This window comes from Labrys sp. KB_33_2, from assembly GCF_052114505.1.
GTDB lineage: Bacteria > Pseudomonadota > Alphaproteobacteria > Rhizobiales > Labraceae > Labrys.
Map to the genome: position 1 here is coordinate 227,348 of NZ_JBFREW010000003.1, position 14,770 is coordinate 242,117.

Annotated in this window: 12 protein-coding genes; 6 read left to right on the plus strand and 6 right to left on the minus strand. The window is 66.7% G+C overall.

Annotated features, from left to right (window positions below):
• Window position 1: 1 nt before the first annotated feature.
• A complete protein-coding gene (locus tag AB4037_RS06635) occupies window positions 2-733 on the plus strand; it encodes a DUF4241 domain-containing protein (protein WP_441770959.1) in 732 nt (243 codons plus the stop codon).
• Between the two features lie 126 nt (window positions 734-859).
• Window positions 860-2,656 (plus strand): chloride channel protein, encoded by a 1,797-nt coding sequence (locus AB4037_RS06640; protein ID WP_441770960.1) that lies wholly within the window; start codon window positions 860-862, stop codon window positions 2,654-2,656.
• A gap of 15 nt (window positions 2,657-2,671) precedes the next feature.
• On the opposite strand, the gene AB4037_RS06645 is transcribed toward AB4037_RS06640, so the two are convergent.
• A complete protein-coding gene (locus tag AB4037_RS06645; RefSeq protein WP_441770961.1) occupies window positions 2,672-3,712 on the minus strand; it encodes an alpha/beta hydrolase family protein in 1,041 nt (346 codons plus the stop codon).
• A gap of 191 nt (window positions 3,713-3,903) precedes the next feature.
• Between AB4037_RS06645 and AB4037_RS06650 the strand changes: the two genes are divergently transcribed.
• The 4 genes from AB4037_RS06650 (at window position 3,904) to kdgT (ending at window position 7,541) form a co-directional block, all read left to right on the plus strand.
• Window positions 3,904-4,665, plus strand: a complete 762-nt coding sequence (locus AB4037_RS06650; protein ID WP_441770962.1) for a GntR family transcriptional regulator — start codon at window positions 3,904-3,906, stop codon at window positions 4,663-4,665.
• A gap of 143 nt (window positions 4,666-4,808) precedes the next feature.
• Complete coding sequence (gene kduI, locus AB4037_RS06655; RefSeq protein WP_441770963.1) at window positions 4,809-5,654, plus strand: 5-dehydro-4-deoxy-D-glucuronate isomerase; 846 nt, start codon at window positions 4,809-4,811, stop codon at window positions 5,652-5,654.
• Window positions 5,655-5,665: 11 nt separating this feature from the next.
• On the plus strand, window positions 5,666-6,436 hold the full coding sequence (gene kduD / locus AB4037_RS06660; protein WP_434958609.1) for a 2-dehydro-3-deoxy-D-gluconate 5-dehydrogenase KduD: 771 nt from the start codon (window positions 5,666-5,668) through the stop codon (window positions 6,434-6,436).
• A gap of 106 nt (window positions 6,437-6,542) precedes the next feature.
• Complete coding sequence (gene kdgT / locus AB4037_RS06665) at window positions 6,543-7,541, plus strand: 2-keto-3-deoxygluconate transporter (RefSeq protein ID WP_441770964.1); 999 nt, start codon at window positions 6,543-6,545, stop codon at window positions 7,539-7,541.
• A 17-nt stretch (window positions 7,542-7,558) separates the two neighbouring features.
• Here kdgT and AB4037_RS06670 read toward each other — a convergent pair whose 3' ends face one another.
• The 5 genes from AB4037_RS06670 to AB4037_RS06690 all read right to left on the minus strand — a co-directional run bounded on the left by AB4037_RS06670 (window position 7,559) and on the right by AB4037_RS06690 (window position 14,667).
• Window positions 7,559-9,277 (minus strand): VanW family protein, encoded by a 1,719-nt coding sequence (locus tag AB4037_RS06670; protein ID WP_434958607.1) that lies wholly within the window; start codon window positions 9,275-9,277, stop codon window positions 7,559-7,561.
• Window positions 9,278-9,607: 330 nt separating this feature from the next.
• Window positions 9,608-11,638: an aldo/keto reductase gene (locus tag AB4037_RS06675; protein ID WP_441770965.1), complete on the minus strand. Its 2,031-nt coding sequence runs from the start codon at window positions 11,636-11,638 to the stop codon at window positions 9,608-9,610.
• 53 nt (window positions 11,639-11,691) lie between these two features.
• A complete protein-coding gene (locus AB4037_RS06680; protein WP_441770966.1) occupies window positions 11,692-12,780 on the minus strand; it encodes an ABC transporter ATP-binding protein in 1,089 nt (362 codons plus the stop codon).
• Between the two features lie 196 nt (window positions 12,781-12,976).
• On the minus strand, window positions 12,977-13,810 hold the full coding sequence (locus tag AB4037_RS06685) for a carbohydrate ABC transporter permease (RefSeq protein ID WP_434958604.1): 834 nt from the start codon (window positions 13,808-13,810) through the stop codon (window positions 12,977-12,979).
• Window positions 13,807-14,667 (minus strand): carbohydrate ABC transporter permease, encoded by an 861-nt coding sequence (locus AB4037_RS06690; protein ID WP_441770967.1) that lies wholly within the window; start codon window positions 14,665-14,667, stop codon window positions 13,807-13,809. Before AB4037_RS06690 ends, AB4037_RS06685 begins: the two co-directional genes overlap by 4 nt.
• Window positions 14,668-14,770 lie beyond the last annotated feature (103 nt).

Consider the following 14,770-nt stretch of genomic DNA (forward strand, 5'->3'; position numbering starts at 1 on the left):
AGTGCGGCGGGCGCTTTTCGTCGCGCTCGCCCTCTGCTTCGGCATGACCGCGCCGTCGCGGGCGGAAGAAGGGCCGTTGCGCCCGGATGCGGCCCGGTTCGAGACCGCCTTCGTGCCCGGCGCGACGGCGACGGTCGAGGGCACCTCCGTGCCGCTCGACAGCCGCGTTCTGGGGGAGGTCACGGTGTCCTCCGGGCAGATCGTGGCCTGCGATCCCTTCGTCTTCATCGAGGCCAAGCCCTTCACTCGCGCCGTGCCGAATGGGCAGTTTCCCGTGCGCGTCGCAGTGATGCGTTCGAAGCGTTTCGGCGATCGCGTCGCCTTTGCGCGCGTCGAATTCTCGCAAGCGCCGGTCGTGAGCTGGGAACGAGCCTTGGTGCCGGGCCAGGACCCTGCCAAGCTCGGCAAGCACGAATATTACGGCTTTCCGGTCGATGCGGGCACCGGTGCCTTCCTTGATCCTGCCGTAGGCAAGGATATCGCAGTCCTGTCGACCGATCAGGTGCAGGCCGTCTATGACGATTGGATCCGTCAGGGCGAAAGCTACGGCAAGGCGCATGGGCTGCCCTATGCTCTGCCCGTCAACCGTGGTGCGCATGCCCTGGTGCTGTTCTCGAGCGGCTGGGGCGATGGCGCCTATCCATCCTGGTTCGGCCTGGGGGCTGATGGCAGCGTGGCGATGCTGCTGACCGATCTGCGCGTGGCGGATGACGGGCCGGCCCGGCGAGAATAGGCCCCCCGTTCCCGATCGCGCCAATTTTCGTCGTTTGCGGACTTTTGCCTTTCACGGCGAGCGTCTAAACAGGATGGACCGGCTTACCTCTTATTCCTGCCTCCGACCGAGGCGGGCCAGCTTGTCATGTCCCATCAGCGTTTTTCCCGCCAGACTCTCAATCTCGTCTTCGACCGGGCCATCCCTGGCTGGATGCGCCTTCTGGTGCGACGCAGCGAAAGCGGCATGGTGGCGCTCGCCGCCGTGGTGGGGGCATTGGCCGGGGTGGCTGTCTATGGTGTCGCCGCCACCGCTCAGCTTGCCCATGAACTCTTCTTCGGTCTACAGGCGGAGGAGAGGCTGAGCGGCACCCTCGGCCTGCCGGTGATCCTGGCCGTGTCAATGCCGGTTATCGGCGGCCTGCTGCTCGGCCTGTTCAACCTGGTCCTGGCGCGTACCCGCTCGCCGCGCCCGGTCGACCCGATCGAAGCCAACGCCCTGCATGGCGGGCGCCTGTCGCTCGCCGGCAGCATCATCGTGGTCGTACAGACCTGGATCTCCAATGCCTTCGGCGCCTCCGTTGGGCTCGAGGCCGCCTATTCACAGATCGGCTCGGGCATCGCCTCGCGGATTGGGCTCGGTTTCCATCTGCGCCGTGCGGATTTGCGCCTGCTGGTGGGCTGCGGTTCGGCCGGTGCCATTGCCGGCGCCTTCAGCGCGCCCCTGACCGGCGCCTTCTACGCCTTCGAGATCATCATCGGCACCTACGCCGTCTCGCATCTGGCGCCCGTCGCTGCCGCGGCCATCGCCGGCACCATCGTCACCCATCTGCTCGGGATCGATTCCTACGCCTTCGTCATCAATGTCGGTTTCCGGCCGCAGGCTTCATCCTTCGCCGCTTTGGTCGGTCTCGGCCTGTTCAGCGCCGCCGTCGCCATCCTGGTGATGCTCGGGGTCGCCATGACGGAGAAGGGATTTCGCCGCCTGCCCCTGCCGATCTGGCTGATGCCGGCGCTCGGCGGGGTGATGGTCGGCGGTCTCGCTCTGATCACGCCGCAGGTGCTGTCATCCGGGCATGGCGCGCTGGTGAAGATGCTGGCCGGCAGCGAATTGCCGCTCCTGGTGCTGGGCGGGCTGATCGTCTTGAAGGCGATGGCTTCTTGCATCTCGCTCGGCTCGGGCTTTCGCGGCGGCCTGTTCTTCGCCTCGCTCTTCCTCGGCGCGCTGGTGGGCCAGTTCTATCTCGGCGGCATCCAATTCTTCTCGATCTCGACTGGATTGACGCCCCACGCCGCCGCGCTTGCCGGCATGGCGGCACTGGCGGCGTCCGTGATGGGCGGGCCGCTGACCATGAGCTTCCTGGTGCTGGAGATGACCGGGGATTTCCAGCTCACCGTGGCCGTATTGCTGGCGGTGATCATCGCCAGCATCACCGTGCGCGAGACGTTCGGCTATTCCTTCGCCACCTGGCGCTTTCATCTGCGCGGCGAGGCGATCCGCAGCGCCCACGACATTGGCTGGGCGCGCGACCTCACCGTCGGCCGCGTGATGCGCAAGCCGGCGCCGACGGTGGACAAGGACGCCTCGCTCGTGGTCTTCCGCAATGCCCACCCGCTCGGCACCACCCATTACATCGTGGCCGTCGATACCCTGACCAATCGCTATGCCGGGCTGATCCGGGTCGCCGATGCCTATCAGGTCAGCCCGGAAATCCAGGATGGTGCCAGTCCCGTCAGCGGCCTGGCTCTCTATCGCGATGAGGTGTTGACGGCGGGCATGACGCTGAAGGAGGCGACCGAGCGCATGGAAGGCTGCGAGGCCGAGGCGCTGGCGGTGGTGGACGAGGCCGGCCATGTCATCGGCCTGTTGTCGGAAGCCCACGCCTTGCGCCGCTACGCCGAAGCCGCCGACCGCGCCCGTCGCGACCTGGCGGGTGCGGTCTAGGCGCTGCGGTTCCTCCTATCGCGAGGGCAGGGCCCGAGCCAGGAAGGCGAGGATCTCATCGGCGATCTGGCGGTGCAGGGCCGTTCGCTCGCGCGTGCCGCCGTCCCGGCAGACGAAGCTTTCTCCCGGGGCGATCTTCTCGATCGCGGCGGGCGCCTCCGGCAGGCATAGCTGCATGAAGCTGAAATGGGTGGCGTCAGGGATGGGCAGGTAGCGCGTGCTCGCCGGCGGCAGGGCGTTGACCAGATAATCGGAGTCCTGCTTCAGGGCCGCGATGCCGGGGACCGGCGTTCCCGCCGCGAGCACCAGCACGGGTATCCGGACAGCCGCCAGGCTTTGCGGCGTGAAGCCGAGCGCCGGTCCGAGATCGAGGGAGACGACGGCGCCGATCCTGGCATCGCGGAGATCGGCTCCCAGCTTGGCGCGATCGGTCCCGCCACCGCGCAGCCCGAGAGCCGTGAGAGCTTCGCAAAGAGGCGCGGGCGAGCAAATCGCGGGAAGGCGGCTCGCGTCGTAGCGCCCGCCGGCCATCGCCATCACCGTCCAGCCGCCGAGGGAATGGCCGATAGCGGCGATGCGGCTCGCCTCGATGGGGCCGGCAAGGCCGGGATTGGTGCTGACGGCATCGAGAACCCGGCTGAGATCGCGGGGCCGTTCCCATAGACGGACAGCCTGTTCCGGCCGCTTGTCGAAGGTGGTGGTGCCGGGATGATCCGGCGCTGCCACGACATAGCCTTGTCTGGCAAGTTCGCCCGCCAGCCAGTTCAGGTTCCGCCAGTTGCCGCCGAAGCCGTGCGAGAGCAGGACAAGCGCATGGCTGCCGGCCACGGGAGGAGCATTCTCCACCACCTCGACGCCCGGGAAGCTGCCATCCCGCCCGCCGATCGAGGTCAAGGGCCCGGCGGTGCTGGCCGGATACCAGAGGCGGGCCTGCAGCGGCCGCTCACCCGCCGGGTCGGGGATGCTGATCTGCCGGGACCCGATCGGTTCGCTGGCGAAGGCAGCAGGTCCCGCCAGGCTGGCGGTGAGGGCGAGAAGGAAAGCGAAACGGCGCATGGAACTCTCCAGGAAAACAGCTGACGCCGCCTTCCTGCTGCACCCAGGCCAGCCCTTGCGACCTGGAACGTGATTGAGGTCGTGCCGGAAGGCGATGGGCTACCTGGCGGTGTCAGGCCAGCCATCCAACGGCATTGACGCAGGTATTGGGAGAGGTTAGGATATCTAATATATCAGATATGGTGGATGCGATGAGTGCCTTTGCCACTTTCCAGGATCGTACCGGTGGGCGGCCGCTTGCGGCGCAGCCCGGCATGACGACGTCGGCGCTCGTGCATCGGGCGCTGCGCGACGAGATCGTCTCCATGATCAGGCTGCCTGGCGAGAAGATCGCCGAAGCGGAGGTCGCCGCGGCGCATGCGGTCAGCCGCACGCCGGTCCGCGAGGCGCTGCTGCGCCTGGCCGATGAGGGGTTGGTCGAAATCGCGGCCCGGTCCGCCACCCGCGTCGCCCGCATTCCTGCCGCCATCCTGCCCGATGCGATCTTCGTGCGCTCGGCCGTCGAGCACGCCACGGCGCGGGCGGCGGCCCATCAGGCGCGAGGCAGCAGCGTCACCCTGCTGCGCGGCCTGATCGAGCGCCAGCGCGAGAGCCTCGCGTTCGGCGACACCAATGCCTTTCATGAAGCCGACGAAGCCTTCCATGCCGCTCTCGCCATGGCGGCGGGCCGGCCGGGCGCCTGGGACATGGTGCAGCAGGTCAAGACCCAGCTCGACCGCTACCGCCGGCTGACGCTGCCGGAGGCCGGGCGCATGCAACGCGTCGTCGAGGAGCACGGCGCCATCGTCGATGCCATCGAGGCCCATGACGCCGAGAAGGCCGGCCTCGCCATGAACAACCACCTCGACGGCCTGCGCCGGAGCCTGGCTTCCATCCGCGATCACAACCCGGACTATTTCTCGGGGGATGCCGCCGGCATCTCCGCCGCCTTCGAGACGCTGCTGTTCCGGTGAGGAGCCGCTTGCCCATAAACACTCTGTCATCCCCTTCCCGGGGTCTTCGACCCCGCCGGGGGTGACAATTCCTTCAAGTCACCTATTCGAGCGCGGTTCTTGAGCGGCTCATCCCAGCGATCCCGACAATCCAGAAAGTTCCTATGTCCCATCAATCCCTCGAAATTCGCCACGCCAGCCACTCCGAGGCCGTCAAAGGCCTGGATACGCAGGGTCTGCGCCGCGAATTCCTGATTCCCGACCTGTTCGCTGCCGGCCGCATCAAGCTGGTCTACTCCCATGTCGAGCGCATGATCATCGGTGGGGCCTGCCCGGTCGATGCGCCCCTCGTGCTGCTGACGCCGAAGGAGGTCGGGCAGTCTACCTTCCTGGCGCGGCGCGAACTGGGCATCATCAATATCGGCGCGCCAGGGATCGTTCGTGTCGACGGTGAGGCTCACGACATCGGCACGCGCGAAGCCCTCTATGTCGGCATGGGCGCCGGCGAGGTGGTGTTCGAGGCCAGGAACGGTGCCGCGCCGCCGCGCTTCTACCTGTTGTCGGCGCCCGCCCATCGCAGCTATCCGACGCGCCGGATCGACGCCTCGATCGGGCGCATCCTGGAACTCGGCGACAAGAGTACGGCGAACGAGCGCAGCATTCACCAGATGCTGATCCCGGGCGCGGTCGAATCCTGCCAGCTCGTCTTCGGCATGACCACGCTGGCGCCGGGCTCGGTGTGGAACACCATGCCCTGCCACACTCATGACCGGCGCAACGAGGTCTATCTCTATTTCGACCTCGCACCCGAGGCGCGCATCTTCCATTTCATGGGCGAGCCCCAGGAGACGCGCCATCTGGTGATGGGCGAGGGCGACGCGGTGATCTCGCCGCCCTGGTCTGTTCATTCCGGCGTCGGCACCGGGGCCTATACCTTCATCTGGGCCATGGCCGGCGACAACCAGGACTATGCCGACATGGACATGGTTGCGACGGCGGACCTGCGATGAGCGGCGCGGCCATGAACCGAATTGCCTCCAGTCCTTTCGATCTCACCGGCAAGGTCGCGATGGTGACGGGATCGCGCACGGGGCTCGGGCAGGCCATCGCCATCGCCTTGTCGCAGGCCGGCGCCAGCATCGTCGGGGTCGATCGCGGCCCCGCCGAGGAGACCCGCGCGGCGATTGAGGAGCAGGGCGGCGCCTTCCTGCCTGTGATGGCCGATCTCTCCACCACGGCCCGCCTGCCCGCGATCGTCCAGTCCGCGCTCGACCGCTTCGGCGCGCTCGACATCCTGGTCAACAATGCCGGCATCATCCGCCGCGCCGATGCCCTCGACTTCACCGAGGAGGACTGGGACGCGGTGGTGGACGTCAATCTCAAATCGGCCTTCTTCCTGGCCCAGGCGGCGGCCCGCGCCATGCTTGCGGGCGGGCGCGGCGGCAAGATCATCAACATCGCCTCGATGCTGTCCTTCCAGGGCGGCATCCGCGTCGCCTCCTACACCTCGGCCAAGAGCGGGCTGATGGGACTCACCAAGCTGCTTGCCTGCGAATGGGCCGCCAAGGGCATCAACGTCAATGCGATCGCTCCCGGCTACATGGCGACCAACAACACCGCCGCGTTGCGTGCCGACACCGAGCGCAATGCCCAGATCCTGGCGCGCATTCCGGCCGAACGCTGGGGCGTGCCCGCCGATCTCGGTGGCGCGGCCGTGTTCCTGGCCTCGGAGGCCGCAGCCTATGTCCATGGCACCACCATTCCGGTGGATGGCGGCTGGCTGGCGCGCTGAGGCGCATCGTCCGGCCCTGGGGGCCGGCTCTTAGAGAACAAAGGCGGCCTTCCGGCACCTCTCTGGGCCCGAAGGCACAGCCACAATGAACATTGGGAGGCAGTCCATGAAGATATTGAAGGTCATCGACAAGATTCCCGGCGGCCTGATGCTGGTGCCGCTGCTGCTCGGCGCTCTGTGCAAGACTTTCTCACCGGGCGCCGGCAGCTATCTGGGGTCGTTCAGCAACGGCCTGATCACCGGCACCGTGCCGATCCTCGCCGTCTGGTTCTTCTGCATGGGCGCCACCATCGATCTCAAGGCGACCGGCGTGGTGCTGCGGAAATCGGGCACGCTCCTGGTCACCAAGATCATCGTGGCCTGGGTCGCCACCATGATCGCAGCACGGTTCATCCCCGACGGCGGCATCACCTCCGGCCTGTTCGCGGGCCTGTCGGTGCTGGCAATCACCGCCTCGATGGACATGACCAATGGCGGCCTCTACGCCGCGGTGATGCAACAATATGGCACCAAGGAGGAGGCCGGCGCGTTCGTGCTGATGTCGGTCGAATCCGGGCCGCTGGTCAGCATGCTCATCCTCGGCGCGTCCGGCGTGGCCGTGTTCGAGCCGCGCCTGTTCGTCGGCGCCGTGCTGCCCTTCCTGATCGGCTTTGCCCTCGGCAATCTCGACCGGGACCTGCGCGAGCTGTTCGGGCGCTGCGTCCATCCGCTGATCCCGTTCTTCGGCTTCGCCCTCGGCAATGGCATCGATCTCAAGGTCATCGCGCAGAGCGGCCTTACCGGTGTTCTGCTCGGCCTCGGGGTGATCGTGGTCACCGGCATTCCCCTGATGCTCGCCGACAGGTTCATCGGCGGCGGGAACGGCACGGCCGGGCTGGCGGCCTCCAGCACGGCCGGGGCGGCGATCGCCAATCCGACACTGATCGGCGAGATGATCCCGAGCTTCAAGCCGGTGGTGCCGGCGGCCACGGCCCTGGTGGCCACGGCCTGCCTGGTGACGGCGATCCTGGTGCCGATCCTGACGGCTGTGTGGGCAAAGCGGATGGGCAGGGTGCCGGCCCCGCAGGCGGACGCCGTGCCCCGGCACGGCGTCGAGCCGATCTAGCTCGGCTGCCGTTCGCCTCAGCCGAGCAGAGCCTCGATGGCCCGGCGTAGCGCCGCCGGATCGTCCTCCGGCACCAGGGTCAGGCCTGGTCGCGTGGAGAGGCCGCAGGCCGGCGTGGCGATCACGGGCAGGCCGGCAGCAAGGCCAGCGAGGAGGAGGCGGGGCTGATGCTCGACCAGTGCCGGCAGCACCACGCCGGCGAGCGTGGCGGGCGTCTCGCCCGGCGCCAGCAGGCGGACAGGCATGTTGCCCCAGAAGCCGAGGCTCTCGCGCGAATGCCCCTTCACGGCAAGCTCGACGGGCAGGCCGTAGAGCGCCTCGCGCAAGGCATAGGCGCCCTTGCGGCCGAGGGCCGAGGCGGGAAACAGCAGGGTGCGGCCGCTCTTTGCGGCCGGAAGCGGCCCGGCGGGGGACCAGTCGAGCAGATGGGTTCTGCCAGGGTCGAGGGTGGCGATCTCCGCATGCGGGCTCAGCAGCCGGTCGGCGGCAGCCAGGGCGGCGCTTTCGGCCGCGACGATCGCCTCCGGCGCGCGGAAATCCGCCAGAGTGGAGCTTTCGGGATGGCGCGCGGCAGCGGCATCGAGCTTTGCCTGCAGCACGGCGAGCGGCAAGCGCTCCATCAGCACTTCGAAGCTGCGGCCCTGCAGGGCGCCCGATAGCCACAGATGCGGCAGCAGGTTCTGTGACACCATGAGATGCGTATGCCGGTGCGACAGTTTCGCGGCATAGGCGGCGGCGAGCCGGGCATCGCCCTGCAGAGCCTTTGCCTGCAGGCTGCCGCCCGTGGCGCCTCGCATAGCCAGCGAGCGGCGCAGCGCGGCGATGGTTGCCGTGGTCTCGCCGCCGGCAGCGCCGGCCGGCCAGCCATAGCGCACGGCGCCGAGATGGCGGGAGGGCAGGAAAAGGACATCCTCGCTGCCAGCCCTCTGCTTCAACAGGGCCGCAAATTCCGGCCAGCAGGCATCAACAAGCCAGGCTGTCGGCACGCCGGCGGGTAGTGGGCGTTCGGGATCGTTGCGATGGCAGTCCTCGCGGCCGCATTGGGTGCAATCGTGTACCGCCGGTCCTGCAGCAGGTGTTTCCACGGGGAACTCGGCGGCATTGCCGCGGCCATGGCCGCGTAGGACGATCTCCAGCCTGTCCCGGCTCATCGAAGCTTCGATGCGGAAGGCGTGGGGGCTGCGGATTCGGAAATCGACATAGTTCCAGAACACGGTAGCATCGCGGCCGAGCTGGGCACGCGAGCCGGGCACCACGCGGCTATGGGCATGGCGTTCGACGATCTCCAACCCGGCTGCGAGGGCTGCCTCGTAGAGGGCGTTGGAAAGCTGGCAGAGGCCGCCGCCGACGCTGGCGATCAGGCAGCCTTCGCGCAGCTCGCGGCCGGGGACGTAACCGCGCGCCCGGCTGGCGCGGCCGACCTGCTTCCAGAAGCTGAGCACGGCACCGGCCGGTACCTCGACGCCGTCGAGCCCTTTCAGGGCCATGCGCAAATTCTGCACCTTGCCGGCGGTGAGTTCGCGATCCCTGGCTCCGGCGACATTGGTCCACAGGGGCGAACCGGCCCGGCCAAGCACGGGTGCGGCGGCCAGCCGGGTCGAGCGGCGATGGCGACGAAGGGGCTCGGCCGCAACCGCTTCGCGCAGAGAGCGTAGGCCCCGCAAGGCCATCGCCTTGACCTCGAAGGCAAGGCTGTCGGCATAGGTGGGTACGGTGTGTTGCTGGAGGGCGACCATGGCGGGATCCTGGCTCGGCTGAAAACTTGCCGAGACCTTAACGGGATCCAGCTAGACCCGCCGTGCGCGCTTGCACGTGGAGTGTCGACCTCCAGGTCGACATCTTCGGGTCGACATAGGGCCTCGTGGTGAGCGCATCGCTTTGGAACATGTCGATCTCGCTCAATCACTTGATGGAGCTGCGGAGATCGACACTCCTTGCCTCCGATCTCCGGTCGAATTCACACATCTCAGCGATTTCGGCGTGGAGCGCGGATATCCTTCCCCGAAGTCGGGGAGGGATTCCCGCGCTTTACTTGCCTCTGTCGCGATAGGGGAATGCGGCAGCTCCTACCCCCGGTCGAGCCAAGCGACCTCTTCCGGCGTCAGGGCGATGTCGAAGGCCTCGAGGCTGTCGTCGAGCTCGCCCAATGTGCGCGGGCCGATCAGCGGTATAGACGGGAAGGGTTGCGACAGCACGAAGGCGAGGGCGACATGGATCGGCCGTTTGCCGAGCCGGCGCGCCAGTTCGACCGCCCGGTCCCGGCGGGCGAAATTGCGCTCGGAATACCAGACCCGGATGAGCTCCTTGTCCTCGTGCCTGTTCCGCCCGGCCCTGTCGGTGAAGAAACCGCGGCCCTGGCTCGACCAGGCGAAATTGGGGATCTGTCGCGCGGCGAGCCAGGCCTTCCAATCATCGTCCGAGGCCGAGACGCAGCCGGCCCAGATCACATCCTGCATTTCGGCAAGCGCGAAATTATTGGAGAGCACTCCCGGCTTTTGCTTGCCTGTCCGCTCCGCATAGGCGACTGCCTCGTCGAAGCGCTCGCGCGTCCAGTTCGAGCCGCCGAAGGGGCCGCGGATGCGGCCGGCCCTGACCTCGGCGTCCATGGCGTCGACGAACTCGCCGACCGGCACGTCGGGATTGTCGCGATGCATGAAATAGACGTCGACATGGTCGGTCTTCAGCCGCTCGAGCGACTGGGTGAGCTGCTGGCCGATGAATTCGGGGCGGCAGAGCGGGGTATGCGCGCCCTTGCCGATCACCACGCTGTCCTTGCGCACGCCCCTGGAAGCTTGCCATTCGCCGAACAGTTTTTCGGTGATGCCGGCGCCATAGACGAAGGCGGTGTCGAACAGATTACCGCCCTTTTCGAAGAAAGCGTCGAGCAGGATGGCGGCGCTGGAGAAACTCCTGAAATCCTCGAAGCCGAGCGCCACGGCAGAGGCGGCCTGCGACAGGCCGGGGATGGCGCGCCGGGGAATCGGCCCGCTGCCCGACTTGAGCGGCCCGTCGCTTCGTTTGAGCGGCATGCCCTTGAGGGTCTCCTTGCGCCGCTCCGGCTTCTCGATGTCATATTCGAGCCCAATCGCCTGGCGCCATTTGTCGAGCACACGCAGCGAGCCCAGGCTGTCCGCCCAGCTCATGCCCGGCCAGGCGAATTCCTGGCGGCCTTCGCGAATGGCCGTGCCGGCGGCGTCGGCCTCGAAGGAATAGAGATGCCGCGCCGCCTCGACCGTCACCGTCTCGCTCGTGCCATCCGGCCTGACGATGCGGATCTCGCCGGTGCCGCCCTTGAGGCCGCCGCCGAACCAGAAGTCCGGCACTTCGAGCCATCCCGAGGTGCCGAAGACGCGCAGCACATTGTCCTGTTTCAGCGAGATCGAGCAGGAGAGATCGGCCAGGATGCCGCCCGGGAATTGCAGCAGGGCCGAGGCCCATTCGTCGACGCCCGATCGTCCGAGATGGCCGGTGCCGGAAACCTTGTCTGGTTCCATGAAATCCTTGCCCGTGGCGGCGCCGGCAAGGAGCCGCGCCATCGAGACGGGATAGCAGCCGACGTCGAGGATGCCGCCGCCTGCCAGGTCGTTGGCATAGAGCCGGTGCTCGGGCTTGAAGTTCGGCATGGCGAAGCCGAAGCTCGAACGGATCAGCCTTATTTCGCCGATCGTGCCCGAACGGATCAGCTCCACCAGCTTTAGGGTGAGGGGATGCTGGCGGTACATGAAGCCTTCGCCCAGGAAGGTTCCGGCCTTGCGGGCGGCATGCATCATGGCATCGGCTTCGAAGGCCGTCAGGGCCAGCGGTTTTTCCACCAGCGCGTGCTTGCCCGCCTCGGCCGCCTTGATCGCCCATTGCGCGTGGCCGGGATGAGGCAGCGCGATATAGACGGCATCGATCTGAGGATCGGCCAGCAGGGCCTCATAGCCGCGATGGATGCGGGCACCGGGGAAGGCTTCGGCGAGGCCCGGCCTGTCCGGGTCGCGGGTGCCGATCGCGGCGAGCACGCCGCTGTCGGAATCGGCGAGGCCGGCGACGAAGGCCTTGGCGATGGCGCCGGGCCCGATGATACCCCAGCGGATCTTGTCTTTCTCGGTCATTTCAGTCTTTCCGAAGGCTTGAAAAGAAGGTGGTTGGAAGGAAGGGGGTGCGCTCAGCGCAGGCGTTGGCCGTCCTTGGCGAACAGCAGAGCGCGATGGCGGGGGATGGCGACGGTGAGCTCACGTTCCTCGGCCCATTGGCGGGAATCGTCGCGCTGGATGATGAGCGGCTCGGCGGAGCCGGTGCCGGCATAGACATAGGAGGTTGCGCCCAGATGCTCGGCCATGTCGACCTCGATGGCGAGATCGGCGTCGCCACTGCCCGCCGGCTCGAAATGCTCGGGGCGGATGCCGATGGCGACCTCGTCGCCCGATGCCGGCGCCGAACCGGAGAGCGGCACCGCGAGGCGGGCGCCTTTCTGGTTGACCAGCTCGACCGTCACGCTTCCTGTCTCGGCCGCGACGACGCGACCCGCCAGGAAATTCATCTTGGGGCTGCCCATGAAGCCGGCGACGAAACGGTTGGCGGGATCCTCGTAGAGCTCGAGCGGTCGCCCGACCTGCTCGACATTGCCACCCCGCAGCACCACGATCTTGTCGGCCAGGGTCATCGCCTCGGTCTGGTCATGGGTGACGTAGATCATGGTCACGCCGAGTTCGCGGTGCAGCCTGGCGATCTCCACCCGCATCTGCACCCGCAATTCGGCATCGAGATTCGACAAGGGCTCGTCGAACAGGAAGACCTTGGGATCGCGCACGATCGCCCGGCCGATCGCCACGCGCTGGCGCTGGCCGCCCGAGAGCTGCTTGGGCCGGCGCTGCATGAGATCGGTGATGCGCAGGATTTCGGCGGCCCGCGTCACCCGCCGGTCGGTATCGGCCTTGGGATTGCCGTTCATCCTGAGACCGAAGGAGAGATTTCGCTCCACCGTCATATGCGGATAGAGGGCGTAGGATTGGAACACCATGGCGATGCCGCGATCGGCGGGCTCGACCTCGTTGACAACCTGGCCGGCGATGGTGATCTCGCCGCCGGAAATGTCCTCGAGCCCAGCGATCATGCGCAGCAAGGTGGACTTGCCGCAGCCGGAAGGGCCGACGAAGACCACGAACTCGCCATCGGCGATGTCGAGGTCGACGCCGTGGATGATCTCGAAAGTGCCGAAGCGTTTGATGACGGAACGGAGCGTAAGGTCTGCCATATCGGTCGCTCCTATTTTGCTTGCTTGGCGAGAGTGGGAAATGAGGCTTTCCTGTCATCTCCGGCACGACCGAAGGTCGTGGGAAGAGGATCCAGGGGCCAAGGTCTCAATGGGAACCCTGGATTCCCTTCCCGCCGCCTGTGGCGGCGCTGGGAATGACAGTTACAAAGCGATCTAAGCATTCTTCCTCTTTTCCTCACTTGACGGCGCCGGCCGCGATGCCGGCGATGAAGTGGCGTTGCAGGATGAGGAAGACGGCCAGCATGGGCGCGGTCAGCAGCACGGCCCCGGCCATGATGCCGCCCCAGCTCACATTGGAGATGCCGATGAGACTGCCGAGGGCCACCGGCGCGGTGAACATCGCCTTGTCGCCGGCGATCAGCAGCGGCCACAGATAGTTGTTCCAGCTCGTCAGGAAGAGGATGATGCAGAGCGCCGCCAGGGTCGGGCGCGCCAGCGGCAGCGCTACGAACAGGAAGATGCGCCATTCCCTGACGCCTTCCACCCGCGCGGCGTCGAACAGTTCGGATGGCATCATGGTGAAGGCCTGGCGCATGAACAGCACGCCGAGCGAGTTGAACAAAGGTGGCACGATCAGGCCGAACCAGGAATTGGCCATGCCGAGATCACGGGCCACCAGGATGAATTGCGGGATGATCACCACGAAGAAGGGCAGGGAGATGGTGCCGAGGATGATGGCGAGCACCGCGCCGCGGCCGAAGAAGCGGTAGCGCGCGAGAGCCCAGCCGGCCATGGCCGTCAGCCCGGCCGAGAGTACGGTATAGGCGAGCCCGACGATGACCGAGACGATCATGGCATGCAGGAAATTGGTCGTGCGCTGCAGGTTGGCGAGGTTGTCGAGGAAATTCGAGCCGAACCAGAACGACAGGCCCGGCGCGTAGATGCCGTAGTCGGGCATGGTGGCGAACACGCCCATCATCCAGAGCGGGAAGAGCCAGACGAGAGCCATCGGTGCGATGAGGGCGTGCAGGATGACGGCGTTGAGCCTTTGGCGATTGGACCGGGTCATTTCGGCTCCCTCGACAGGCGCAGCTGGACGAGGGAGATGATCACCGCCAGGCCTGCGATGGTGTAGGCGATGGCGGACGCGTAGCCGACATTGCCGGAGAGGAAGGCCTGGCGGTAGAGCAGCAGGCCGAGGGTTTCCGTCGCCCCGCCCGGCCCGCCATGATTGGTGATCAGGAAGGGCTCGGTGAAGAGCTGCATGGTGCCGGAGACGGACAGGATGACGCAGAAAGTGATCACCGGCTTCAGGAGCGGCAGGGTGATGTGGATGAACTGGCGCAGCTTGGAGACGCGGTCGAGCGTCGCCGCCTCGTAGACGTCGCCCGGTATCGACTGCAGGCCGGCGAGAATGATGATGGCGTTGTAGCCGGTCCAGCGCCAGGTGAGGGCGATCATCACCAGGGCCAGCGCGGCGGTCGGATTGGAGAGCCAGTCGATCGCGGGCAGGCCAACGGAGGCAAGCAACTTGTTCACCACGCCGAAATCCTGGGCGAAGATCAAACGAAATACCGCCGAATAGGCGACCTCACCCACCACGACCGGGGCAAAGAAGGCGAAGCGGAACAGGCCCTTGGCCTTGAGCAAAGGCGAGTTGAGAAAGACGGCGATCACGGTGGCCAGGCCGATCATCACCGGTACCTGGATGATGAGGATGATCAGTGTGTTCTTCAAGGCGTTGAAGAAGGCGGGATCGGAGATCAGGCGCCCCCAATTCGCCGCCGGCTTGAACACCCAGGGCGATACCCGCGTCTGATGCAGGGATATGACGAAGGAGGAGATGATCGGCCAGATCCAGAAGGCGAGGAAGATCGCCAGATAGGGCGCGAGGAAGCCATAGGCCGCGCGATTGTGCCGCTGCATCGGATGGTCTCCGCTGGGAGAGGGGGCAGTCTTACCCTCCCCTAGAGGGGGAGGGTCGACGCGGAGCGTCGGGGTGGGGTGACTTCTTCGCTGGAAGTGAAAG

What these genes read in the sequence shown, in the direction of transcription:
- AB4037_RS06645 (WP_441770961.1), bottom strand. Translation starts at nt 3,712, where the DNA reads ATGCGCCGTTTCGCTTTCCTTCTCGCCCTCACCGCCAGCCTGGCGGGA.
- kduD (WP_434958609.1), top strand. Translation starts at nt 5,666, where the DNA reads ATGAACCGAATTGCCTCCAGTCCTTTCGATCTCACCGGCAAGGTCGCG.
- AB4037_RS06650 (WP_441770962.1), top strand. Translation starts at nt 3,904, where the DNA reads ATGAGTGCCTTTGCCACTTTCCAGGATCGTACCGGTGGGCGGCCGCTT.
- kdgT (WP_441770964.1), top strand. Translation starts at nt 6,543, where the DNA reads ATGAAGATATTGAAGGTCATCGACAAGATTCCCGGCGGCCTGATGCTG.
- AB4037_RS06640 (WP_441770960.1), top strand. Translation starts at nt 860, where the DNA reads ATGTCCCATCAGCGTTTTTCCCGCCAGACTCTCAATCTCGTCTTCGAC.
- AB4037_RS06685 (WP_434958604.1), bottom strand. Translation starts at nt 13,810, where the DNA reads ATGACCCGGTCCAATCGCCAAAGGCTCAACGCCGTCATCCTGCACGCC.
- AB4037_RS06670 (WP_434958607.1), bottom strand. Translation starts at nt 9,277, where the DNA reads ATGGTCGCCCTCCAGCAACACACCGTACCCACCTATGCCGACAGCCTT.
- AB4037_RS06675 (WP_441770965.1), bottom strand. Translation starts at nt 11,638, where the DNA reads ATGACCGAGAAAGACAAGATCCGCTGGGGTATCATCGGGCCCGGCGCC.
- AB4037_RS06680 (WP_441770966.1), bottom strand. Translation starts at nt 12,780, where the DNA reads ATGGCAGACCTTACGCTCCGTTCCGTCATCAAACGCTTCGGCACTTTC.
- AB4037_RS06690 (WP_441770967.1), bottom strand. Translation starts at nt 14,667, where the DNA reads ATGCAGCGGCACAATCGCGCGGCCTATGGCTTCCTCGCGCCCTATCTG.
- kduI (WP_441770963.1), top strand. Translation starts at nt 4,809, where the DNA reads ATGTCCCATCAATCCCTCGAAATTCGCCACGCCAGCCACTCCGAGGCC.